This is a genomic window from Pantoea sp. CCBC3-3-1, assembly GCF_007981265.1.
Lineage (GTDB): Bacteria > Pseudomonadota > Gammaproteobacteria > Enterobacterales > Enterobacteriaceae > Erwinia.
In genome coordinates this window covers 1672408-1692178 of the sequence record NZ_CP034363.1, presented here as the reverse complement: position 1 = coordinate 1692178, position 19771 = coordinate 1672408, and the positions used below count along the sequence as shown (strand labels likewise).

Below are 19771 nucleotides of genomic sequence, written 5' to 3'. Positions count from 1 at the left end.
TGACCGGTTGACACAATGGGCTTACTTTTCAAAGCGGTACTTGGGGCATTCGTTGTCGTGCTCATCGGTATTCTGTCTAAAACCCGTAACTACTATCTCGCAGGCCTCCTGCCACTCTTTCCCACTTTTGCCTTAATCGCGCATTATGTTGTCGCCAGCGAAAGAGGGATTGAGGCATTACGCGCCACTATCGTATTTGGCATGTGGGCCATTATTCCCTATTTTCTTTACCTGCTGTCGCTCTGGTATTTTGTTGGGATGATGAGACTTTCTTTGGCGCTGGGCAGCGCCGTGGGATGCTGGTGCGTGGCAGCGTGGTTGTTAATCACGCTGTGGGCAAAATGGCAGGCTTAACGTCCTCTGGCTCCCCAACTGACGGACACACCCAACGTTGGCAAAACTTCTTCAGGGCTAAAGCGACGCGCCCCGCGAAACTTCTCGGCAAGGTTAGGCTGGGTCACCGGAATCCGGACGGCAAACAGGTTATCTTCCGACTGGATAACGCCAGCCGTCAGCGGTTCATAAGCAACAAGATGCTGTTCGAACATTTGTTCAAGCATCGGTGTCGCCGCACTGTATAGAAACTCGATTCCTGACTGTTCAGCCAGCTGTACGCTGTGCCAGAGAATACTGAGCGGCAATTCCGGGTCAACATCCAGTCTGGCGGAAAAGCGCGACATCTCCCATACAGGAAGCAGTTTTTTTTCTTTGGTCGCATTCGCCTCATCTGAGGTTGTCGTTTCAGGTGACTGCCATTGCATCAGGCGAGCACAGCCGCAGATGCCCTGCTGCGCGGTCCAGGCCAGCAGCCAGATCACATCGGAACGGTCAAAACGGTCATATTCCTGGCCCGGCGTACTTAAGCGGGACGGGATAGACCAGCCTTCGCCACGGGCGAAAACGCTGTAACGGTAACTTCCCAGTTCTGCCAGCAAAGAGGAAGGCATGTCTCTTAGCTTGGTCTGAATAATTTTCATCATTGATCCTCAGTCGCATTCCGTCGTGAATGCCCGTTCGCACGTCCAGATCAGGACTGTCACCCCGGGCGCAGGGTAGACAACTGATAAATAATACGGAACTACCAAATCTGGTAGTGGTTACTTACTCAAAGCATACCTGTTGCGGCTGCATAAGAGGCCACTTGCGTTTTATTGGGGGCATTGAACCTCTTTTGCATCTTTTTTTGGTGAAAATTTACAGTATTTTCCGAAATACCGAGAATCAGTGATATTTCCGCAGAGGTTTTCCCTTCTGCCGTCCATTTGAGAATTTCAGATTCTCGCTGGCTTAATGTCATCTTCATTATCGACATCGAAATATCATTCACCCGTTGCAACGCTTCCAAAGCAAGATCCGTTAAATACTGGAGCTTAAGGTGTTTTTCATGGGTTAAGCCAATCTTTTCAAAAGATTTACCTGATGCCATTGATAATATCCCAACGGCTCTGTTCGTCACCATCTTTGAGTATGAAAAACCCGATCTGATGCCATACTCTTTTGCCGCGACGAAAACCGGGTTGCTCTCCGGCACGCGCGGATCATTCCACAATAATAAGGTTCCAGGCGTCTGGCAATAACCGATAACCGGATCGGATTCCGCAAAGTTCTCTGCCTGCCAGATTTTAAGCCAGTTCTTAGGGTAATTACTGAAAACAAATATTTTTGGCCGGGTAAACGGCACCGGATGCCGAATATACAGTGCATAGAATGTTAACCCCAGCTTAATGGTTTGCTGCTCGAGAAGCAGGGTTATTTCTGCCGTCCCGGCGCACTGCAGAAAAGCAGAATGCACATCATTGCGCCAACTAAAATAATTTTCTGCAGTCATTAGCTTCTCGTCAGGATGAACCATCAGCCCCACCCTGTTTTCAGATTAATTGTTAATACAGAAAAAATGAACGGTTGACTTCAAAGTAATAACTCACATTTATTTTTCCGCTATCTGATAATAACAAAAAAGAAAGCTTTTTTTCATCTGGCTCTTTATCACATCGCGTCAACTGAATAAATTTTCGGTCAATTGATCAATAAACGGTCACACCTCGAAGGCGCATGGCAACCCAGCCTCAACGAGAAAAAACCGAAGATTAGAGAGGTTTTTTTGATGATAAGAATAGGATTTTTCCTGGAAATATTCAATGCATTTAAACATCGTATTATTTACTGAAATTTTACTTTAAACGGCTGCCAGATCCGATTAAATCGTCAACGGCAAACGCACGATATCCCTCACCTTATTGATTAAAATAATTTTTTCCCTCTTTCCTCCTCAATTTGCCTTTAACAAAATTGTTTAATTAAAGGAAGCATTATCGGCGAAAGCCTGCCCAATGGTCTTCAGATACAGAAGCGCCAGACAAGATGTTTTTCACCACCCATAAAGAGTGTGGATGATAAATTTCATCTGCCCTGTCGCCGGTTTTTATATGTCATTTTTTGGCAGGCTAGCCTGCCGACTGTTCACCCGAAACCCTGCCGAATATTTCGTTTCCTCAGCTAATGCTCCTCCGCCCCCTGAAATTAGAGCGCTTTTTCCACTATCTGGCAGAGCAGAGATTAAACCCGCGCATGCCCAGGTGAAAATGATTCGCATGCGCGCTGTTATAACCAGGTCCAAGAGCGTTGCCATAATAGTCACAACTTTGCTGGAAAACAGCCTGTAACCAATGGGACTGTGGTTGCTGCCGGGGCCAGTCTTGCAGTACGCTAATCCGTCTGCCGTTCTGTAACCTGAAACCCGCAATATCGAGCGCATCGGCTGTTGCATGTTCGCTTAATCGCCCCTGAGCGCGATGATAGATATTTCGGCAGGCATAACTCCCCAAATGATCAATCTGCGCTAAAGATGAGCCTAACTCCGCAGCCGCCAGCGGCTTGGCTACCTGCGTAACAAACATCGTGGTGCTCAGTGCCAGCGAACAGCTGGCCAGAAAGCTGGCGCTAAGGCGCACATCACCAAAACTTTGTACGCGTATGGGGACGGCAATTGGACAGGCGCCAGAAACGGGTGGCGGCTGGCTGAAGCGGATGTAGCCCGCCTCCCGGGCATTTTGCAGGATAGCAATGCAGCCAGCGGTATCTCCCTGCAAGCGTTTCAACTTATAGCGGGTGACGACTGTTGGTGCGTCCGTCACACGCAGTGGCGTAAACGGATTCCATTCAGACGGCAAATTTTTTTCCAGAAAGGGCGTTACCAGTAGTACCAGCAAAATGACCACGCCCACGGCGATCAAACCTTTCATCAGGAAGTTATCCTCCGCCTTTTATCGCTGTAACCATTTGACGCAAATACTGCGGGGTTCGGGATAAAAAAGTGTAGCGGTGTTTTTGCGCAGTCAGGCCTGCTTTCCATAACTTTACCTGTAAGCGTTGCGCTTTTACGTTAAGATTTGCGCCCTTAAGGCAGAAAGAGGCTTTACCGTGACGCCTTGTCACGCCCTCTTTCCCCCAATGAAAAAGCGTTAGCGGTAAGCGGCATAAGTGCACTATCTTATGCAGGCAAACATCTCCAACTCACTAAAAGCCTTCAGAGCTGACACAACATCACTACAGGACAAGAATTTCGTTATGGTTGACCAATCCAGTAACACCACTTCTACCGGACAAGCGCCGGGTGAGCTCCGGCGTAACTTACATAACCGACATATCCAGCTGATTGCTATCGGCGGCGCTATCGGCACCGGGCTGTTTATGGGCTCGGGTAAAACCATTAGCCTGGCCGGGCCTTCCATTATTTTTGTGTATATGATCATCGGGTTTATGCTGTTTTTCGTCATGCGCGCCATGGGCGAATTATTGCTTTCTAATCTCGAATATAAATCGTTCAGCGATTTTGCTGCCGATCTGCTCGGCCCATGGGCGGGATATTTTACTGGCTGGACCTACTGGTTCTGCTGGGTCGTTACCGGAATTGCTGACGTGGTGGCCATTAGCTCCTACTTCCAGCTCTGGTTCCCTAATTTTTCGATTGGGATGAGCGCCCTGCTCTGCATCGTGGTTTTCCTGTCGTTAAATATTGCGACGGTAAAACTTTTTGGCGAGATGGAGTTTTGGTTTGCCATTATCAAGATCATTGCCATCGTTGCGCTGATTGTCACCGGTATTGTACTGGTTGCAATGCATTATCCCTCTCCGGGCGGCGGAACGGCCTCGCTAAGTAATATCTGGGATCATGGCGGCATGTTCCCGAAAGGATTGAGTGGCTTCTTTGCAGGCTTCCAGATTGCGGTTTTCGCCTTTGTCGGCATTGAACTGGTCGGGACGGCAGCGGCAGAAACGCACGATCCTAAGAAGGTTCTTCCACGCGCCATCAATGCCATCCCGCTGCGTATTATTATGTTCTACGTGCTCGCGCTGCTGGTGATCATGGCCGTCACGCCATGGAATCACGTGGTGGCAGACCGCAGTCCGTTTGTTGAAATGTTTATGCTGATTGGCTTGCCAGCGGCGGCCAGTATTGTGAACTTTGTGGTGCTGACTTCGGCCGCTTCTTCTGCCAACAGCGGCATCTTTTCAACCAGCCGGATGCTGTACGGTCTGGCTCAGCAAGGGGTGGCACATCCTCGTTTCGGTCGGCTTTCACGCCGTGCGGTGCCAACAGCCGGGCTGTTTTTCTCCTGCCTGTGCCTGTTAGGCGGCGTAGCGTTGATTTACCTGATCCCTAACGTGATGAAGGTGTTCACGCTGGTGACGACCGTTTCCGCCATTCTGTTTATGTTTGTCTGGACGATTATTCTCTGTTCATATCTGGCTTACCGTAAGCAGCGTCCGCAGCTGCATGCAGAGTCCGTCTATAAAATGCCGCTCGGCAAATTTATGTGCTGGGTGTGTATCGCCTTCTTTGCCTTCGTGCTGGTGTTACTGTCCTTGCAGGAAGACACGCGCCAGGCGCTGATGGTGACGCCGCTGTGGTTTATCATGCTGGCGGTCGGCTGGTGGCTGCGCCAGCGTAAAAAAACGGCTTAATAAACTGAGAAACGGGCCTTTATGGCCCGTTTTTTTAACGAACGCGAATCCCCTCTATTACCATCCGCTGCACGTTCTCCAACGTCTGGTTAAAAAAGTCTTCGTCGCTGAGCGTCCGCCCCGTGACGGCTTCCACCTGCGTGGCAAAATCGGCATAGTGCTGGGTGGTAGCCCACAGCATAAAGATCAGATGATGCGGCTCAACCGCAGCCAGCTTGCCTTCCCGAATCCAACCTTCAATTACCGCCGACTTCTCATCCACCAGCGTCCGCAAATCCCCTTCCAGCTCGCCTTTTAATAAAGGCGCACCTTGCAGCATCTCCATGCAAAACAGGCGGGAAGCCTGGGGATGATCGCGGGAGACCTCCAGCTTTAAGCGTATGTAGTCCCTGATGGCCGTCAGCGGCTGCTGATCGTCTCGCAGCGCTCGCAGCGGCGCCAGCCAGACATCCAAAATATTTTTCAGGACGGCAATGTAAAGCGCTTCCTTCGAGGGAAAGTAATAAAGCAGGTTAGTCTTCGAGACGTCCGCACCTTCCGCCACCTTATCCAAACTGGTGCCGTGCATGCCGTACAGTGAAAACAGTTCCAGTGCCGCTGTGAGGATGGCAGTACGTTTGGCGGCAACAGCTCTTGTACGCCGTGAAGGCGCTTTTGCGGGTATTTTTTCGGCAGACTTCACCTTGACTCCCTGATCCATGTGGTGTGTCGGGATAATAACAAAGCTCGTGATAACAGCCTATGCACTTTTAGTGACCATCTCTGCATGCTTTTTGTGCACAAATTTTTTACCAAATGGTCTGTTTTGGACCAATTGCTCCACAGGATTTTAACACAAATTTTTCAACGCATTGAATAGTCATCATTTTTCAGGAGCTGGCACGCCCTTTGCAATGTCTTTAGCGAGCGCCGCCTCAATGGAACCGCAGGACGCACCGCAGCGCGGGAAATGTAGTCACCGACAATAATGAGGTCATCCTATGAAAATTGGTGTTTTTATCCCGATCGGCAATAACGGCTGGTTAATTTCAACCGCTGCGCCGCAGTACAAACCGACTTTTGAACTGAATAAAGCCATTGTGCTGAAGGCCGAGCACTATCACTTCGATTTCGCCCTGTCGATGATTAAGCTGCGTGGTTTTGGCGGCAAAACCGAGTTCTGGGATCACAACCTGGAATCCTTCACGCTAATGGCCGGTCTTGCAGCAGTCACCTCACGCATTGAGATCTACGCCACTGCGGCCGCGCTCACTTTGCCACCGGCCATCGTGGCGCGTATGGCCGCCACCGTCGATTCCATTTCCAATGGCCGTTTTGGCGTCAACCTGGTTACAGGCTGGCAGAAGCCGGAATACGATCAGATGGGGATCTGGCCTGGCGATGACTATTTCGCCCGCCGCTACGATTATCTCACCGAGTATGTTTCCGTTCTGCGTGACCTGTGGGGTACCGGAAAATCTGATTTAAAAGGCGAGTTCTTTACCATGAACGACTGCCGGGTCAGTCCGCAACCGCAAAAACCGATGAAGGTGATCTGTGCAGGCCAGAGCGATGCCGGTATGGCTTTCTCGGCGAAATATGCCGATTACAACTTCTGCTTCGGCAAAGGCGTGAACACCCCAACCGCTTTCGCACCCACTGCGGAAAGAATGAAAAACGCGGCCGACGAAGCGGGCCGTGATGTCGGTTCTTACGTGCTGTTTATGATTATCGCTGACGAAACAGACGACGCCGCGCGAGCGAAATGGGAAAGTTATAAAGAAGGCGCGGACGAAGATGCGCTGGCCTGGCTGACCACGCAAAGCCAGCAGGATAAGCGTTCCGGCAGCGACACCAATGTGCGCCAGATGGCCGATCCTACTTCTGCGGTGAATATCAATATGGGGACGCTGGTTGGCTCTTACGCCAACGTGGCGCGGATGCTGGATGAAGTCGCGACCGTGGAAGGCACGCAAGGCGTTCTGCTGACTTTCGACGATTTCCTGGAAGGCATTGAGAACTTTGGACAGCGCATTCAGCCGCTGATGACCTGCCGTAGCCACATTATTGATGCCGCAAAAGAGGTGGCCTGATGAATAAGAAAGAACCTGTCGTTTGTACTACTGCCTCAACGAAAAACAGCATCACGCTGGATGCGCGCCCGGAAGCCATTGCCTTTCCGCCGGAGCAGACCGCGCTGATTGTGGTTGATATGCAGAATGCCTACGCCACCCGCGGTGGCTATCTGGATCTGGCCGGTTTTGATGTTTCCGCTACCCGACCGGTAATCGATAAGATCAATATCGCGGTGAAAGCCGCACGTGAAGCCGGTATTCAGATTATCTGGTTCCAGAACGGCTGGGATGAGCGCTACGTCGAGGCTGGCGGCCCGGGATCGCCAAACTGGCATAAATCGAACGCGCTGAAGACCATGCGTTCAAACCCGGAGCTGGAAGGCAAACTGCTGGCGAAAGGCGGCTGGGATTATGAACTGGTCGATCAGCTTCAGCCACAGCCGGGCGACATCGTGCTGCCTAAACCTCGCTATAGCGGCTTCTTTAATACCCCTCTCGACAGCATGTTGCGTAGCCGCGGCATCCGTCATCTGGTGTTTACCGGCATCGCGACTAACGTCTGCGTCGAATCGACCCTGCGCGACGGCTTTTTCCTTGAATATTTCGGCATCGTGTTGGAAGACGCCACTTATCAGGCAGGTCCGGCGTTTGCGCAACAGGCGGCGCTGTTCAATATCGAAACGTTTTTTGGCTGGGTGTCCGACGTAACGACTTTTTGCCAAAGCCTGCAAACCACCGATGCGCCGCTGAAACAAACGGCATAAAACAGCCCGTCAGACTGGAGAAAGTGCAATGCCAAAAACGATCGTTACTCCACCCGGAACCAGTATTCCGATTGCGCCCTTTGTTCCGGGTACGCTTGCCGATGGCGTGGTGTATGTCTCCGGCACCTTACCTTTTGATAAAGATAATAATGTTGTCCACGTTGGTGACGCGGCGGCACAAACGCGTCACGTGCTGGAAACCATCAAAAGCGTGATCGAAACGGCCGGCGGCACAATGGACGATGTGACTTTCAATTCCATCTTTATCACTGACTGGAACAACTACGGCGAGGTCAATAACGTGTATGCCGAGTATTTCCCCGGGGAAAAACCGGCCCGTTTCTGCATTCAGTGTGGTCTGGTCAAGCCCGATGCGCTGATAGAGATCGCCAGCGTTGCGCATATCGGAAAGGAGTAAAGAATGCATATTGACGTATCGGGTCTGCCGCATCCGGGGGCGAGAACGCTGGTGCTTTCCGCCGGGCTTGGCGGCCTGGGCAGCTTCTGGCTGCCGCAGTTAGAGGCGCTGCGTAAGCAGTATCGGGTTGTCACTTATGACCAGCGCGGTACCGGCCGGAGCGCGGGCAGCGTGCCTGATGGTTACAGCATGCGCGACATGGCTGGCGAGCTGGCTGCGGCGCTGGCTGAAAAGGGCATCGATCGCTATGAAATCCTTGGTCATGCACTGGGCGGTATGATCGCCATGCAGCTGGCGCTGGATTTCCCCAAACGCGTCACGAAACTGGTGATTGTGAACGGCTGGCTGCGGCTAAATGCCCATACCCGTCGCTGCTTTAGCGTCAGGCAGGAACTGCTGCTGAACGTGGGCGTTGAGGCTTTTGTGCGGGCGCAGCCGCTGTTTCTCTACCCTGCCGACTGGCTGGCGGCGCATCAGGAACGGATTGAAGCAGAAGATAAACTGCATGCCGCACATTTCCAGGGAACTGAAAATCTCCTTCGTCGCCTGAATGCCCTGATGGCCTGTGATTTTACGCAACAGGCCGCCACGATTACTCAGCCGGTACTGCTGGTGTGCTCGCAGGATGATTTGCTGGTGCCCTGGACCTGCTCAGAAGCGCTTTACCAGGCGCTGCCAAACGCCACGTTAAAAAAGATGACGTGGGGTGGGCATGCCATGAGCGTGACCGACAGCGCGGGCTTTAATTCACTTGTACTGGACTGGCTCGCCGATACCACGGCGGCCTCTCTCACTGCTTAACTGGAGCCGTTATGGCAGAAGCCCTCAATTCACTGGCGTTAGAGACGCTGTTTACCGCAGCGCGCACGCACAATGGCTGGCAGGATCGGCCGGTTACCGATGACCAGCTCCTTAAACTCTATGAGCTGGTCAAAATGGGACCAACCTCGGCTAACTGTAGCCCGGCCCGATTTTGCTTTGTCAAAAGCCCCGAAGGCAAGGCCAAACTCCGGCCCACGCTCTCCAGCGGCAATCTGGAAAAAACCCTGTCCGCGCCGGTTACGGCAATCGTTGCCTGGGATCCCGCCTTCTACGACAGGCTGCCCGCGCTTTTTCCGCATGCGGATGCGAAAGCCTGGTTTACCAGTAGCCCTGCACTGGCCGAAGAAACCGCCTTTCGCAACAGCTCGCTACAGGCTGCCTATTTGATCGCCGCCTGCCGGGCATCAGGGCTGGATGCCGGCCCCATGTCCGGCTTCGATCGCGCGGCGGTCGATGCGGCTTTCTTTGCCGACAGCGGCTGGAAAAGCAATCTGCTGATCAATATCGGCTACGGCGATATGCAAAAAGTCTACGCCCGCCTGCCACGGCTAAATTTCACCGATGCCTGTACGATTGAATAAGGAAACAGTTATGTCACTGGATACGCTATTACCGGTTTCGGAAAGCCGTGTGGAAAAACAAGATTTCCGTAATGCGATGGCGCGCCTTGGCGCAGCGGTCAATATCATCACTACAGATGGCCCGGCCGGACGCGCTGGCTTTACGGCTTCTGCGGTATGCAGCGTCACCGATACGCCGCCAACGCTGCTGGTGTGCCTGAACCGTTCCGCTTCGGTCTATGAGATTTTTAATGCGAACCGCCAGCTGTGCATCAATACCCTGGCGTCGGGCCATGAAACGCTCTCCAACCTGTTTGGCGGTAAAACAGCGATGGCCGAACGCTTCCAGGCGGCGGACTGGTCAACGCTGGTGACCGGTTCACCCATCCTGACCGGCGCTATAGCCTCTTTCGACTGCAAAGTCACGCAGGTGATGAGCGTTGGCACCCACGATATTTTACTTTGCGAGGCGCAGGCGCTGGTTTGCAACGACGACACGCACGGTCTGATCTATTTCGACCGCGGCTATCATCAGCTGATGCGGCAGGAAGCCTGATCCCCCGCCCCGGCGGTTAATGACTCACTTCTCTGGAGAAGACGATGGCAATGTCCTGGTTTCCAAAATGGCGTAAACAGTCAGCCTCGGCTGAGGGTATAGTCGCACCTGATGAAAGGTTGCCGCTGGGTCAAACGATGATTATGGGGCTTCAGCATGCGGTGGCAATGTTTGGCGCCACGGTGCTGATGCCGTTGCTGATGGGGCTGGATCCGAATCTGTCGGTGCTGATGTCGGGCATTGGCACTTTGTTATTTTTCCTGATAACCGGCGGCCGGGTTCCCAGCTATCTCGGCTCCAGCGCCGCCTTCGTTGGCGTGGTCATTGCCGTCACCGGATTTACCGGCCAGGGCCTGAACCCGAACCTCGGCGTGGCGCTGGGCGGCATTATCGCCTGCGGGTTGGTTTATACCCTGGTTGGCCTGATTGTGATGAAGGCCGGTACGCGCTGGATTGAGAAGCTGATGCCACCTGTCGTCACGGGTGCCGTGGTGATGGCTATCGGTCTGAATCTTGCGCCTATCGCAGTACACAGCGTTTCCGCTTCCATGTTCGACAGCTGGACGGCGGTAATGACCGTTGTCTGCATTGGTTTGGTGGCGGTGTTTACGCGCGGGATGGTTCAACGTTTACTGATTTTAGTCGGACTGATCGTCGCCTGGGCGCTTTATGCGCTGCTCACTAATGGCCTGGGTTTGGGTAAACCTGTCGATTTCAGCCTGGTCACTCATGCGGCCTGGTTCGGCTTGCCGTTGACAACCGGCCCGGTATTTAACACTCAGGCAATATTTATGATTGCGCCCGTCGCCATCATTCTGATCGCTGAAAATCTCGGCCATATCAAGGCGGTGGCAGGGATGACCGGAAGAAATATGGATCCGTGGATGGGGCGTGCTTTCGTGGGTGACGGACTGGCAACCATGCTTTCCGGCAGCGTCGGCGGCAGCGGCGTCACCACCTATGCAGAAAATATCGGGGTGATGGCAGTCACCAAAGTTTATTCAACGCTGGTGTTTGTCGCCGCAGCCGCCATCGCAATTTTGCTGGGCTTTTCGCCAAAGTTTGGCGCATTGATCCATACCATCCCCGCGCCGGTGATTGGCGGCGCATCTATCGTCGTGTTTGGCCTGATTGCCGTAGCCGGCGCCCGTATCTGGGTGCAGAATAATGTTGATCTGGGCCAGAACGGCAATCTGATTACGGTAGCCGTTACGCTGGTGTTAGGAGCGGGCGATTTCGCGTTGAAAATCGGTAACTTCACCATGGGCGGCATCGGCACCGCGACATTCGGTGCGATCGCCCTCAATGCCCTGCTCAGCCATCGCCGCGCCTCGGCGCTGACCGGCGGCAGCGTGGCGCGGCAAGACAGTTAGCCAATCTCAATGTTCTCTGGCGAAGACGTTGTCTTCGCCTTCTTGCGTTTAAGTTTCAGTTCACTCACTAAAACGCCCGCCACAATCAGCGCACCGCCCAGTAACGCGACAGCGGGCAATCTCTCGCCTGCGATTCGCCCAACCAGCCCAGCCCATACCGGTTCACCTGAGTAAATGACCGTTGCACGGGTTGCCGAAACGCTACGCTGTGCCCAGTTCATTGTTACCTGAATTACCGCGCTGGCAAGGCCCAATCCCACGGCGCTACAAAGCAGATAAGGGGTGAGCGGCGGGACCGATTCGCCGTTGGGTAGCATCAGCAGAAACGCCATCAGCGAAGCAACGGCCAGCTGTACAACAGTTACCCTTTTAACATCCACTTTCCCGGCACTGGCGCTGATTAAAATAATTTCTGCGGCAATAGCGAGCGTGCTGAGCAGCGTAGCAGTTTCGCCAACGTTAAACGCCAGCGCGTTGCCCTCAGGCCCGGCCAGCAGCAGCAGCCCGCTGAAGGCCAGCACAATGCCGATCCACGCCATCAGCCCCGGCAGACGCCGTAAAAAAATCCATTGTAATAACGGCACCAGCGGCACGTACATGGCGGTGATAAAGGCGGATTTACTGCTGGAGATGGTCTGCATCCCCCAGGTTTGCAGGCCATAACCACAGGCAATAGCCACGCCTGTCGCCGCGCCTGCTTTGATTTCATTCAGCGTCAGGCCTCGCAAAGCGCGCCATGAAATGAACGCCAGCAACCCCGCTGCGGTAGCAAAACGCGCACCGACAAAAAAGAAGGGGCCGCTAACGGCCATCGCCTTATGGACGGCCAGAAACGTACCGCCCCAGACCATGGTAATCAGCACCAGAACCCGTTCCTGAGAACTGAATGAGAGTTTATAACGCGAGAAGAAAGCTGGCATAAAGAAGGCTCAGAGCAAAAGTTGGCGCTAGTGTGCAGGGGGAAAGGAATGGGGTCAACCGCCGGAACCAGCCCGGCGGTTTCAGGGACGTATCAGCTTATTCCGTCTTGTCACGACTGCCGCGGCTGTTACGTCCGCCCTTTTCGCCTGCCAGTGAAGCGCGCTGAGGGTCATTTTTAAAATTCCCCCCACTGGCTTTACCGCCTTTACGGCCCGCTTCTGATGCTCGCTTACGGTCTTCAGCGAAATTTCCAGATCCACCACGATGTTCTGCCATTTCTTACCTCCGAATAGTTAAGCTGTCATACTGTATTCTCGCAGTAAGCGCAGGGCTTACCGCTGCGACATTTTCGGAAACCCAGACTCCTGGCCGCGTTAATAAGCATAGATTACCCGTCCGGTCATGGTAATTATTTATGTCTGTCATTGCACTTTACCGCTCTCGCACTGTATGAAGCGGCTGAATAATAACATTATTACTACTAATACTTTTCGTAAAAAAACGTCATTACTGGCGATGTTTTAAGCAGCTAAAGCCACCTTCCCGGCAGGCTTCGTTAGCCTCATCTATACTTTTCTCTCAGGTCAATCTGGCGACGATCTCAAACCAATCAAGGAGTGACTGATGGCGAAAGTCTTAGTGCTTTATTATTCAATGTACGGCCATGTGGAAACCATGGCGAATGCCGTGGCCGAAGGTGCGCGTCGCGTTACCGGGGCAGAGGTGACGATCAAGCGCGTTCCGGAAACCATGGATGCCGAGCGCTTTGCGCAGGTTGGCGGCAAAACCCAGCAGACGGCCGCAGAGGCGACGCCGGATGAACTTCCGCAATATGACGCTATCCTGCTTGGTACCCCGACCCGTTTTGGCAACATGTCCGGTCAGATGCGTAACTTCCTCGATCGGACTGGCGGTCTGTGGGCATCAGGTGCGCTTTACGGCAAACTTGCCAGCGTCTTTTCCTCTACCGGGACCGGTGGCGGCCAGGAACAGACCATTACGTCGACCTGGACCACCCTCGCTCATCACGGCATGGTGATCGTGCCTATCGGCTACGGTACTAAAGAACTCTTTGATATTTCTCAGGTTCGTGGCGGCACACCTTACGGTGCGACAACGCTTGCCGGGGGTGACGGATCGCGCCAACCCAGCGAAGAAGAGCTGAATATTGCTCGCTATCAGGGCGAATATGTCGCCGGACTTGCAGTAAAACTGAACGGATAATCTCAATTCACAGGAGACAATTATGGCAACGCAACAATCGAAAGAACATCACGTGGGAGAATGGGCCAGTCTGCGTGGAACCTCCCCGGAAATTGCCGAAGCCATTTTTGAAGTGGCGAACTACGATGAAAAACTCGCCGAAGCGATCTGGGAGCAACAGGGCAATGACGACGTATTGCTGCGTGCTTTCGACAAAACGGATCAGGATGTGCTGACCTGGGACAACAAGGTTGTCGAGCGTAAAAACGTCTAGCTAACCGAGCGTATCAGGGCGGAAATTTCCGCCCTTTTTCATGCCTGCTGACATGTCCTGATAAAAGTTAAGCCTTTTCAAACGAGTGAAGCTTTCTCCAGGATTCGTCCGGTAAAGGCCTTCGTGCCTGGCTAATCTGCCGTCTGGCTGCCAGGCTTACCTTCACGTTCATTAAGCCTGACAATCAGGCCGGAGACTTAATAAGGAGTCCGCATGTCATATAAGACAATTAATCCCGCTAACAACAAACTTATTAAAAACTGGCCAGACCATAACGAACAGCAGGTCGAGCAGGCGTTAACCGTTGCTGACGATCTTTATCACTCATCCTGGTCGAAAGGCCCCATCCAGCCACGCGTTCAGGTACTAAAAAAGCTAGCCGACCTGATCGACAGTCGTGCTGAAGAGCTGGCAAAAGCGGCCAGCGTTGAGATGGGTAAGCTGATCGGTCAAAGCCGTGGGGAAGTAAAACTCTGCGCGCAAATTGCCCGTTATTATGCAGAAAATGCCGAGCGTTTTCTGGCGCCGACCCGTTATCCAAGCGAGCTTGGTGAAGCATGGGTCGAAAATCATCCTGTTGGCGTGCTGGTTGCCGTTGAACCCTGGAACTTCCCATTCTATCAGCTGATGCGCGTTCTGGCCCCTAACCTGGCCGCCGGTAATCCAGTGCTGGCTAAGCATGCCGCCAACGTACCGCACTGCGCCACGCTGTTTGAAGAACTGGTGCTGGAAGCCGGTGCACCAAAAGGTGCCTGGACCAATCTTTTCGTCAGTAACGATCAGATTGCGTCACTGATCGCGGATGACCGCGTACAGGGTGCGGCGCTAACCGGCTCCGAGCGTGCGGGCAGTGCTGTTGCACAGCAGGCCGGTAAATACCTGAAGAAAACCACTCTTGAGTTAGGCGGCAACGACGTGTTTGTCGTGCTGGATGACAGCGATCTGGATAAAGCAGTGAAAGCGGGTGTTGGCGCTCGCCTGAGCAACTGTGGTCAGGTCTGTACCGCTGCCAAGCGTTTTCTTGTTCATGAGAAAGTGGCCGACGCTTTCCTGGAGAAATTTACCCAGGCATTCCGTGAAGTCAAAATTGGCGATCCGTTGGATGAAAGCACCACCCTTGGCCCTCTTTCATCCTCAAGCGCGCGTGATACGCTGGTGAAACAGGTTGACGAGGCTGTGGCAAAAGGTGCCAAACTGCATTTAGGCGGCAAGGCAGTGGAAGGTGAAGGTTGCTTCTATCAGCCAACTATTCTTTCGGGTATCACTCGCGATAACCCGGCTTATTTTGAAGAGTTCTTTGGCCCGGTTGCGCAGATCTACATCGTCAAAAATGATGATGAGGTAGTGAAGCTGGCTAACGATTCTCACTACGGACTTGGCGGCTCGGTATTCACCCGCGATATCGAACGCGGCAAGCAGCTGGCCTCCCGTATTGAGACAGGTATGGTTTACATTAACTCGTCTACCGACACTTCCGCCGAGCTGCCGTTTGGCGGCGTGAAGCGTTCAGGTTACGGTCGTGAACTGTCCGATCTGGGCATTAAAGAGTTTGTTAACCAGAAACTGGTCGTCGTCAGCAGCGAAAGTTAATTTTGCCGACTGGTGATAAAAAGGCCGACGACTGTCGGCCTTTTTGCTGTCAAAAAAAGCCAACACAATGTTGGCTTGAAGTTTTAACACGGTGCTGGCGTGATGAGTGCGTTAACAGCCAGGAGCCAAAATAATATTGGCTTTTTACTACGCTGTTAAACGTTAACCCGCAGCAGGCTGAGGCTGAGCAGCATTGGCCTTCGCTTTTTCGGACTCGACGTTTGCAGCATTTTTGTCCGCTGCGGCTTTTGCCGCTGGAGCAGCTTTTTCTTTGCCGGCTTTTTCTTTAGTCGCTTTATCCGTAGCGGCTTTCTCTTTTGCCGCCTGCTCCTCAGCAGCTTTGTCTGCCGCGGCCTTAGCTTCCGCAGCTTTCTGCGCAGCCGCCTTATCCGCAGCGGCTTTTTCAGCTGATGCTTTTGCCTGAGCCGCCTTTTCTGCCGCAATCTTATCCGCAGCAGCCTTATCGGCTAAGGCTTTTGCTGTAGCACGGTCGTTTTCCGCCGGAGCGGCGACTGGCGCTGGGGGCGTCTGCGGTTGAGCAGCGGCCATCGGCGTTCCCGCAATCGCTTTATTCAGTACCTGAGTGAACTGATCCCATGGGCAGAAACCATTGGCATCCGTCTGACAGCCGTTCATCTGTAGCGTCACGCGTTTCGGTGGCGTATCCAGCGACAGCGGCGTGGCGTCACGAAGCTGTTCGCTGCTTTGATAAACGTACTCGACTTTTACCAGCTCCTGATTATTTTTCTTGTCGTGCCAGCGCTGGAACTGAATCATGCCGCCAATTGGCGTGCGCTCATTTTGATCGGGCAACGTGTACGCTTTGAAATCCAGCGCGGTAAGTAAGGAAGCAATATTGGAGTCGTGACCAACCATTAACGTGACTTTGGGTGCCGTTGCCTTGTCTTCATCCACCAGCATGCTGCGGATGTAGTCGACTAACGGTGCGGCGACATCACGGGCAACGTCAGGCGAGGTAAACAGCGTATCCTGATAGCCATTTTTGATGGCCGACAGCTCTTTCCACTGCTCTGGCGTCTTGATCTGCCCCCAGGCAACCTGCTCCATTGGCAAGCCTTCATAATATTGCAGGGTAAAGGCATCGACCAGCGAGTTACCGATTTTTAGCGGGCCAGTAACGCCAGGCTCTTTGCCGTTTTCGGCGCTAAACTGGTTCTGGTTATCGCTGGAGAGATCGCACTGTTTTTTACCATTACAGGCTGGCGCATTTTTATAGTCGATGATTTTTTCAAGACGCTGAAACGCTGGCTTCAACGACAGTTTTTCAGCTGCGCTGTTCATGGCCGTCAGCGCCTGCTTATTAAAGGCTTCACTGCCATCAGTGATAACGGGATTAAAGACCGGATCCATGGTTCCCATTTCATCCTGGTGAGAAACAGGGATATCACAGCCAGGGAAAGCGCCGGTGATAAAGAACTGCGCGGTCGCTACGGTGCGTTGCAGGCTGTTGGCATAGGCATAAATATCATCGCTGGTTGGGCATTCACCCTCTTTCACCAATCCCTGCTGCGCCAGCCATTCACGGGTATAACGCCCCATGTACACTTCCAGCACGCCGCCTTTCGTTGTGAGCTGTCCACCCGGGACATCCCACTGCGGCCAGTTTTTTTTCGTAGCCTGAGCAAGGACGCTGCCGTTATCAGCCAGGGGCGCGCGGAGATTATGGCGACTCATCATTAACACTTGCTCAAGCTGATAATTGTCGTCGGCTGCATAGGCTGTGATCCCGGAAAGTGCCGAGCAAACCGCTAACGCGCAGAGACTATACTTTTTAATCATGTGTTTTTTCCATTGATTCAAGGGTAAATCACCCGGCCTCGAAATGGTGATATGACAGGAACAAGGCCCACACCCACACTGAGACGGCAACGGCATGTCTGGAAAACAGGCCAGGTATAGGGTCAGTCATTAGTGTTGAGAATATAGCAGACTATCGCCTTTGCGGTTGAGACGCATCAGGAGTTTGAAAAGAAACAGGATGTTTAGGAATGCTCTAATCATCTCTCCAAACGAAGCCGGAATAAAAATGACTGGGCAGAAAGCAAAACGGGCCAGCTTTCGCTGACCCGTTAAATTTGATGGTGGAGGAGGAGAGATTCGAACTCTCGAACGGTTTCCCGTCGCCGGTTTTCAAGACCGGTGCCTTCAGCCACTCGGCCACCCCTCCACACTTTTATCAGCTACAACGCTTGTTGAAACGTCTTGGGTAACTGATGGCGCGCAGTATAGGGGATGGAGTGAAGCTTGCCAAGCAAAATATTACCTATTTTATTGAATTTAGGTGCTTTTATTCATTATTTGAGCAATTTGTTCGGAAACACGCCACCTGCGCTGAAAAAACGACCGGAACAGGCTGGAAAACGGATAAGTTTCAGAAGCAGAAGCAGAAGCAGAAGCAGAAGCAGAAGCAGAAGCAGAAGCAGAAGCAGAAGCAGAAGCAGAAGCAGAAGCAGAAGCAGAAGCAGAAATGTTATCAGCGAGTTTGCTGAAGCACAAAGCAAAACGGGCCAGCTTTCGCTGACCCGTTAAATTTGATGGTGGAGGAGGAGAGATTCGAACTCTCGAACGGTTTCCCGTCGCCGGTTTTCAAGACCGGTGCCTTCAGCCACTCGGCCACCCCTCCACAATGAGGCGAACTATAAACATCCTCTTTCACGATGTAAAGTGGGTTTTGATTCGACTGCTGAATAAACAACCAATTAAGATTCTTTTGCTGCTATTAACGCCAACTTACTCACAAAAGCAGCGGCATAACGAGTAAAGAAGGGTAAAACGTCTTCCCCCGCTCCGCCTCGCTCCTTATTCTCACTGCTATTCTGATGACCCTGAGAGGCATTTTATGGAACGCATTGTATCAAGCACACGCGAACGTTCGTTGCTTTCAACCCACAAAGTTTTGCGTAATACCTATTTTTTGCTGGGCCTGACGCTGGCTTTCTCTGCGGTCACCGCCACGCTCAGTACCGTATTCGCCCTCCCCGCGCCGGGCCTGCTTCTGATGCTGGCGGGCTTTTATGGCCTGATGTTCTTAACGTATCGTCTGGCTGACAGTCCGGCCGGTATTTTAGCGGCCTTCGCCTTTACCGGCTTTTTAGGTTACAGCCTGGGGCCCATCCTTAATACGCTGCTTTCAGCCGGGATGGGCGATGTAATTGGTATGGCGCTCGGCGGCACGGCGCTGGTGTTTTTCTGCTGCTCCGCCTATGTACTGACGACCCGCAAAGATATGTCCTTCCTTGGCGGGATGATGATGGCGGGCTTCGTTGTGCTGTTAGTTGCCGTCGTCGCTAATCTGTTCCTGCATATTCCGGCGCTGCACCTGGCCATCAGCGTAATGTTTGTTCTGTTCTCCTCTGGCGCTATCCTGTGGGAAACCAGCAACATCATTCACGGCGGCGAAACCAACTATATTCGCGCTACCGTTAGCCTTTATGTTTCTCTCTATAACATCTTTGTCAGTCTGCTGAGCATTCTCGGTATGTCCCGCAGTAATTAATATCAATCCTCACAATAAGGCTCCGTATAGCGGGGCCTTATTTTTTTGTAGCGGGGAAATTTGCTAGACTGGAAATCAAATGCGGTAAACGAGGCAACAAGGTGTTTTTTGACGGTAAAGAAATTGAACGCGACGCTCAGGGCTATCTGATGAACACGGCCGACTGGCATGAAGCGTTGGCGCCGCTGCTGGCGGAAGAAGAAGATATCGCACTGAGCGAGGCGCATTGGGAAGTGGTGCGCTTCGTACGTGAATTCTATCTGGAATTCAATACTTCGCCTGCCGTGCGCATGCTGGTGAAAGCAATGGCGAAAAAATATGGCGAAGAAAAAGGCAACAGCCGCTACCTGTTTCGTCTTTTCCCAAAAGGTCCGGCGAAGCAAGCCACTAAAATTGCCGGGCTGCCCAAGCCAGCAAAATGCCTTTAGCAGCCGCCTTCACTTTTCAGCCCGTCGTGAAGCCTGTAAGTTCTTCACGCGGCTGAAAAGGCTCAGCCAACACTTTTTCTACTTTTGCCGATCGTGGCCCGCCCGCTTTCAGCCAGGCAATCAACGCCTCAACCTCTTTTTCTTCCCCGTAAGCCAGGACTTCAACACTGCCGTCATCAAGGTTACGGGCGTAACCCTTCAGCCCCTGTGATTTTGCCTGCTGCTGAGTGTGGTAGCGAAAACCGACCCCTTGCACCACCCCGTGTACCCAGATTCGCTTTGCGATAGCCGTCATGATTTCCTCCTGCACAGACAGATTGCATTTT

23 protein-coding genes and 2 tRNA genes are annotated in these 19771 nt (G+C 52.8%); 15 read left to right on the top strand and 10 right to left on the bottom strand.

Annotated elements, in window-relative coordinates; all coding sequences use genetic code 11:
• The first annotated feature begins 15 nt into the window (after positions 1-15).
• Positions 16-354 (top strand): GlpM family protein, encoded by a 339-nt coding sequence (locus EHV07_RS08045; protein ID WP_147196762.1) that lies wholly within the window; start codon positions 16-18, stop codon positions 352-354.
• On the opposite strand, the gene EHV07_RS08040 is transcribed toward EHV07_RS08045, so the two are convergent.
• From EHV07_RS08040 to EHV07_RS08030, 3 genes are all read right to left on the bottom strand, one after another.
• Entirely contained in the window at positions 351-977 is a 627-nt protein-coding gene (locus tag EHV07_RS08040; RefSeq protein WP_147200565.1) for an acyl-homoserine-lactone synthase, read from the bottom strand. The genes EHV07_RS08045 and EHV07_RS08040 overlap by 4 nt on opposite strands.
• 128 nt (positions 978-1105) lie before the next feature.
• Positions 1106-1828, bottom strand: a complete 723-nt coding sequence (gene sdiA / locus EHV07_RS08035) for a transcriptional regulator SdiA (protein WP_147200564.1) — start codon at positions 1826-1828, stop codon at positions 1106-1108.
• A gap of 709 nt (positions 1829-2537) precedes the next feature.
• Positions 2538-3242 carry an extensin family protein gene (locus EHV07_RS08030; protein WP_147196760.1) on the bottom strand — a complete coding sequence of 235 codons (705 nt, stop codon included), beginning with the start codon at positions 3240-3242 and terminating at the stop codon, positions 2538-2540.
• A gap of 325 nt (positions 3243-3567) precedes the next feature.
• Between EHV07_RS08030 and cycA the strand changes: the two genes are divergently transcribed.
• On the top strand, positions 3568-4965 hold the full coding sequence (gene cycA, locus EHV07_RS08025) for a D-serine/D-alanine/glycine transporter (RefSeq protein WP_147196758.1): 1398 nt from the start codon (positions 3568-3570) through the stop codon (positions 4963-4965).
• 34 nt (positions 4966-4999) lie between these two features.
• Here cycA and rutR read toward each other — a convergent pair whose 3' ends face one another.
• Positions 5000-5665, bottom strand: coding sequence for an HTH-type transcriptional regulator RutR (gene rutR / locus EHV07_RS08020; RefSeq protein ID WP_147196756.1), 666 nt, complete (start codon positions 5663-5665; stop codon positions 5000-5002).
• Positions 5666-5945: 280 nt separating this feature from the next.
• On the opposite strand from rutR, the gene rutA reads away from it, so the two are divergent.
• The 7 genes from rutA to rutG are packed head-to-tail and all read left to right on the top strand — an operon-like array spanning position 5946 to position 11512.
• A complete protein-coding gene (gene rutA, locus EHV07_RS08015) occupies positions 5946-7037 on the top strand; it encodes a pyrimidine utilization protein A (protein WP_147196754.1) in 1092 nt (363 codons plus the stop codon).
• Positions 7037-7783, top strand: a complete 747-nt coding sequence (gene rutB, locus EHV07_RS08010) for a pyrimidine utilization protein B (RefSeq protein ID WP_147196753.1) — start codon at positions 7037-7039, stop codon at positions 7781-7783. The genes rutA and rutB overlap by 1 nt, the downstream gene beginning before the upstream one ends.
• 28 nt (positions 7784-7811) lie before the next feature.
• Positions 7812-8201, top strand: a complete 390-nt coding sequence (gene rutC / locus EHV07_RS08005; RefSeq protein ID WP_147196751.1) for a pyrimidine utilization protein C — start codon at positions 7812-7814, stop codon at positions 8199-8201.
• Between the two features lie 3 nt (positions 8202-8204).
• The gene (gene rutD / locus EHV07_RS08000; protein ID WP_147196749.1) at positions 8205-9002 is read left to right on the top strand and encodes a pyrimidine utilization protein D; all 798 of its coding nucleotides are present in this window, start codon (positions 8205-8207) and stop codon (positions 9000-9002) included.
• 11 nt (positions 9003-9013) lie between these two features.
• Positions 9014-9604: a malonic semialdehyde reductase gene (locus EHV07_RS07995; RefSeq protein ID WP_147196747.1), complete on the top strand. Its 591-nt coding sequence runs from the start codon at positions 9014-9016 to the stop codon at positions 9602-9604.
• A gap of 10 nt (positions 9605-9614) precedes the next feature.
• Positions 9615-10139, top strand: a complete 525-nt coding sequence (gene rutF, locus EHV07_RS07990) for an NADH-dependent FMN reductase RutF (protein WP_147196745.1) — start codon at positions 9615-9617, stop codon at positions 10137-10139.
• A gap of 44 nt (positions 10140-10183) precedes the next feature.
• On the top strand, positions 10184-11512 hold the full coding sequence (gene rutG, locus EHV07_RS07985; RefSeq protein ID WP_147196742.1) for a pyrimidine utilization transport protein G: 1329 nt from the start codon (positions 10184-10186) through the stop codon (positions 11510-11512).
• Here the strand turns inward: rutG and EHV07_RS07980 are convergent.
• Both EHV07_RS07980 and EHV07_RS07975 read right to left on the bottom strand, forming a co-directional pair.
• Positions 11509-12432 carry a DMT family transporter gene (locus EHV07_RS07980; RefSeq protein WP_147196739.1) on the bottom strand — a complete coding sequence of 308 codons (924 nt, stop codon included), beginning with the start codon at positions 12430-12432 and terminating at the stop codon, positions 11509-11511. The two genes, rutG and EHV07_RS07980, sit on opposite strands and share 4 nt — an antisense overlap.
• A gap of 97 nt (positions 12433-12529) precedes the next feature.
• Entirely contained in the window at positions 12530-12709 is a 180-nt protein-coding gene (locus EHV07_RS07975; protein WP_147196737.1) for a general stress protein, read from the bottom strand.
• Between the two features lie 348 nt (positions 12710-13057).
• On the opposite strand from EHV07_RS07975, the gene wrbA reads away from it, so the two are divergent.
• The 3 genes from wrbA (at position 13058) to EHV07_RS07960 (ending at position 15500) form a co-directional block, all read left to right on the top strand.
• Entirely contained in the window at positions 13058-13657 is a 600-nt protein-coding gene (wrbA, locus tag EHV07_RS07970) for an NAD(P)H:quinone oxidoreductase (RefSeq protein ID WP_147196735.1), read from the top strand.
• Positions 13658-13679: 22 nt separating this feature from the next.
• Complete coding sequence (locus tag EHV07_RS07965; RefSeq protein WP_147196733.1) at positions 13680-13910, top strand: YccJ family protein; 231 nt, start codon at positions 13680-13682, stop codon at positions 13908-13910.
• A 213-nt stretch (positions 13911-14123) separates the two neighbouring features.
• Positions 14124-15500 carry an NAD-dependent succinate-semialdehyde dehydrogenase gene (locus EHV07_RS07960; protein WP_147196731.1) on the top strand — a complete coding sequence of 459 codons (1377 nt, stop codon included), beginning with the start codon at positions 14124-14126 and terminating at the stop codon, positions 15498-15500.
• A gap of 162 nt (positions 15501-15662) precedes the next feature.
• On the opposite strand, the gene agp is transcribed toward EHV07_RS07960, so the two are convergent.
• Both agp and EHV07_RS07950 read right to left on the bottom strand, forming a co-directional pair.
• Positions 15663-17300 carry a bifunctional glucose-1-phosphatase/inositol phosphatase gene (agp, locus tag EHV07_RS07955; protein ID WP_147196728.1) on the bottom strand — a complete coding sequence of 546 codons (1638 nt, stop codon included), beginning with the start codon at positions 17298-17300 and terminating at the stop codon, positions 15663-15665.
• Positions 17301-17600: 300 nt separating this feature from the next.
• Positions 17601-17688, bottom strand: a tRNA-Ser gene (locus EHV07_RS07950).
• Between the two features lie 46 nt (positions 17689-17734).
• Between EHV07_RS07950 and EHV07_RS24680 the strand changes: the two genes are divergently transcribed.
• A complete protein-coding gene (locus tag EHV07_RS24680; RefSeq protein ID WP_174822343.1) occupies positions 17735-18010 on the top strand; it encodes a hypothetical protein in 276 nt (91 codons plus the stop codon).
• A gap of 46 nt (positions 18011-18056) precedes the next feature.
• Here EHV07_RS24680 and EHV07_RS07940 read toward each other — a convergent pair.
• Positions 18057-18144, bottom strand: a tRNA-Ser gene (locus tag EHV07_RS07940).
• A gap of 216 nt (positions 18145-18360) precedes the next feature.
• Here EHV07_RS07940 and yccA point away from each other — a divergent pair.
• Positions 18361-19017 carry an FtsH protease modulator YccA gene (gene yccA, locus EHV07_RS07935; protein ID WP_147196726.1) on the top strand — a complete coding sequence of 219 codons (657 nt, stop codon included), beginning with the start codon at positions 18361-18363 and terminating at the stop codon, positions 19015-19017.
• A 149-nt stretch (positions 19018-19166) separates the two neighbouring features.
• Positions 19167-19445 (top strand): TusE/DsrC/DsvC family sulfur relay protein, encoded by a 279-nt coding sequence (locus EHV07_RS07930; protein ID WP_254446347.1) that lies wholly within the window; start codon positions 19167-19169, stop codon positions 19443-19445.
• Positions 19446-19461: 16 nt separating this feature from the next.
• Here the strand turns inward: EHV07_RS07930 and yccX are convergent, their stop codons facing one another.
• Positions 19462-19740 (bottom strand): acylphosphatase, encoded by a 279-nt coding sequence (gene yccX, locus EHV07_RS07925; protein ID WP_147196722.1) that lies wholly within the window; start codon positions 19738-19740, stop codon positions 19462-19464.
• Between the last annotated feature and the right edge of the window lie 31 nt (positions 19741-19771).

Coding starts and splice junctions, on each gene's coding strand:
- EHV07_RS08045 (WP_147196762.1), top strand. CDS start 16: ATGGGCTTACTTTTCAAAGCGGTACTTGGGGCATTCGTTGTCGTGCTC.
- EHV07_RS08040 (WP_147200565.1), bottom strand. CDS start 977: ATGAAAATTATTCAGACCAAGCTAAGAGACATGCCTTCCTCTTTGCTG.
- sdiA (WP_147200564.1), bottom strand. CDS start 1,828: ATGACTGCAGAAAATTATTTTAGTTGGCGCAATGATGTGCATTCTGCT.
- EHV07_RS08030 (WP_147196760.1), bottom strand. CDS start 3,242: ATGAAAGGTTTGATCGCCGTGGGCGTGGTCATTTTGCTGGTACTACTG.
- cycA (WP_147196758.1), top strand. CDS start 3,568: ATGGTTGACCAATCCAGTAACACCACTTCTACCGGACAAGCGCCGGGT.
- rutR (WP_147196756.1), bottom strand. CDS start 5,665: ATGGATCAGGGAGTCAAGGTGAAGTCTGCCGAAAAAATACCCGCAAAA.
- rutA (WP_147196754.1), top strand. CDS start 5,946: ATGAAAATTGGTGTTTTTATCCCGATCGGCAATAACGGCTGGTTAATT.
- rutB (WP_147196753.1), top strand. CDS start 7,037: ATGAATAAGAAAGAACCTGTCGTTTGTACTACTGCCTCAACGAAAAAC.
- rutC (WP_147196751.1), top strand. CDS start 7,812: ATGCCAAAAACGATCGTTACTCCACCCGGAACCAGTATTCCGATTGCG.
- rutD (WP_147196749.1), top strand. CDS start 8,205: ATGCATATTGACGTATCGGGTCTGCCGCATCCGGGGGCGAGAACGCTG.
- EHV07_RS07995 (WP_147196747.1), top strand. CDS start 9,014: ATGGCAGAAGCCCTCAATTCACTGGCGTTAGAGACGCTGTTTACCGCA.
- rutF (WP_147196745.1), top strand. CDS start 9,615: ATGTCACTGGATACGCTATTACCGGTTTCGGAAAGCCGTGTGGAAAAA.
- rutG (WP_147196742.1), top strand. CDS start 10,184: ATGGCAATGTCCTGGTTTCCAAAATGGCGTAAACAGTCAGCCTCGGCT.
- EHV07_RS07980 (WP_147196739.1), bottom strand. CDS start 12,432: ATGCCAGCTTTCTTCTCGCGTTATAAACTCTCATTCAGTTCTCAGGAA.
- EHV07_RS07975 (WP_147196737.1), bottom strand. CDS start 12,709: ATGGCAGAACATCGTGGTGGATCTGGAAATTTCGCTGAAGACCGTAAG.
- wrbA (WP_147196735.1), top strand. CDS start 13,058: ATGGCGAAAGTCTTAGTGCTTTATTATTCAATGTACGGCCATGTGGAA.
- EHV07_RS07965 (WP_147196733.1), top strand. CDS start 13,680: ATGGCAACGCAACAATCGAAAGAACATCACGTGGGAGAATGGGCCAGT.
- EHV07_RS07960 (WP_147196731.1), top strand. CDS start 14,124: ATGTCATATAAGACAATTAATCCCGCTAACAACAAACTTATTAAAAAC.
- agp (WP_147196728.1), bottom strand. CDS start 17,300: ATGATTAAAAAGTATAGTCTCTGCGCGTTAGCGGTTTGCTCGGCACTT.
- EHV07_RS24680 (WP_174822343.1), top strand. CDS start 17,735: ATGGCGCGCAGTATAGGGGATGGAGTGAAGCTTGCCAAGCAAAATATT.
- yccA (WP_147196726.1), top strand. CDS start 18,361: ATGGAACGCATTGTATCAAGCACACGCGAACGTTCGTTGCTTTCAACC.
- EHV07_RS07930 (WP_254446347.1), top strand. CDS start 19,167: ATGAACACGGCCGACTGGCATGAAGCGTTGGCGCCGCTGCTGGCGGAA.
- yccX (WP_147196722.1), bottom strand. CDS start 19,740: ATGACGGCTATCGCAAAGCGAATCTGGGTACACGGGGTGGTGCAAGGG.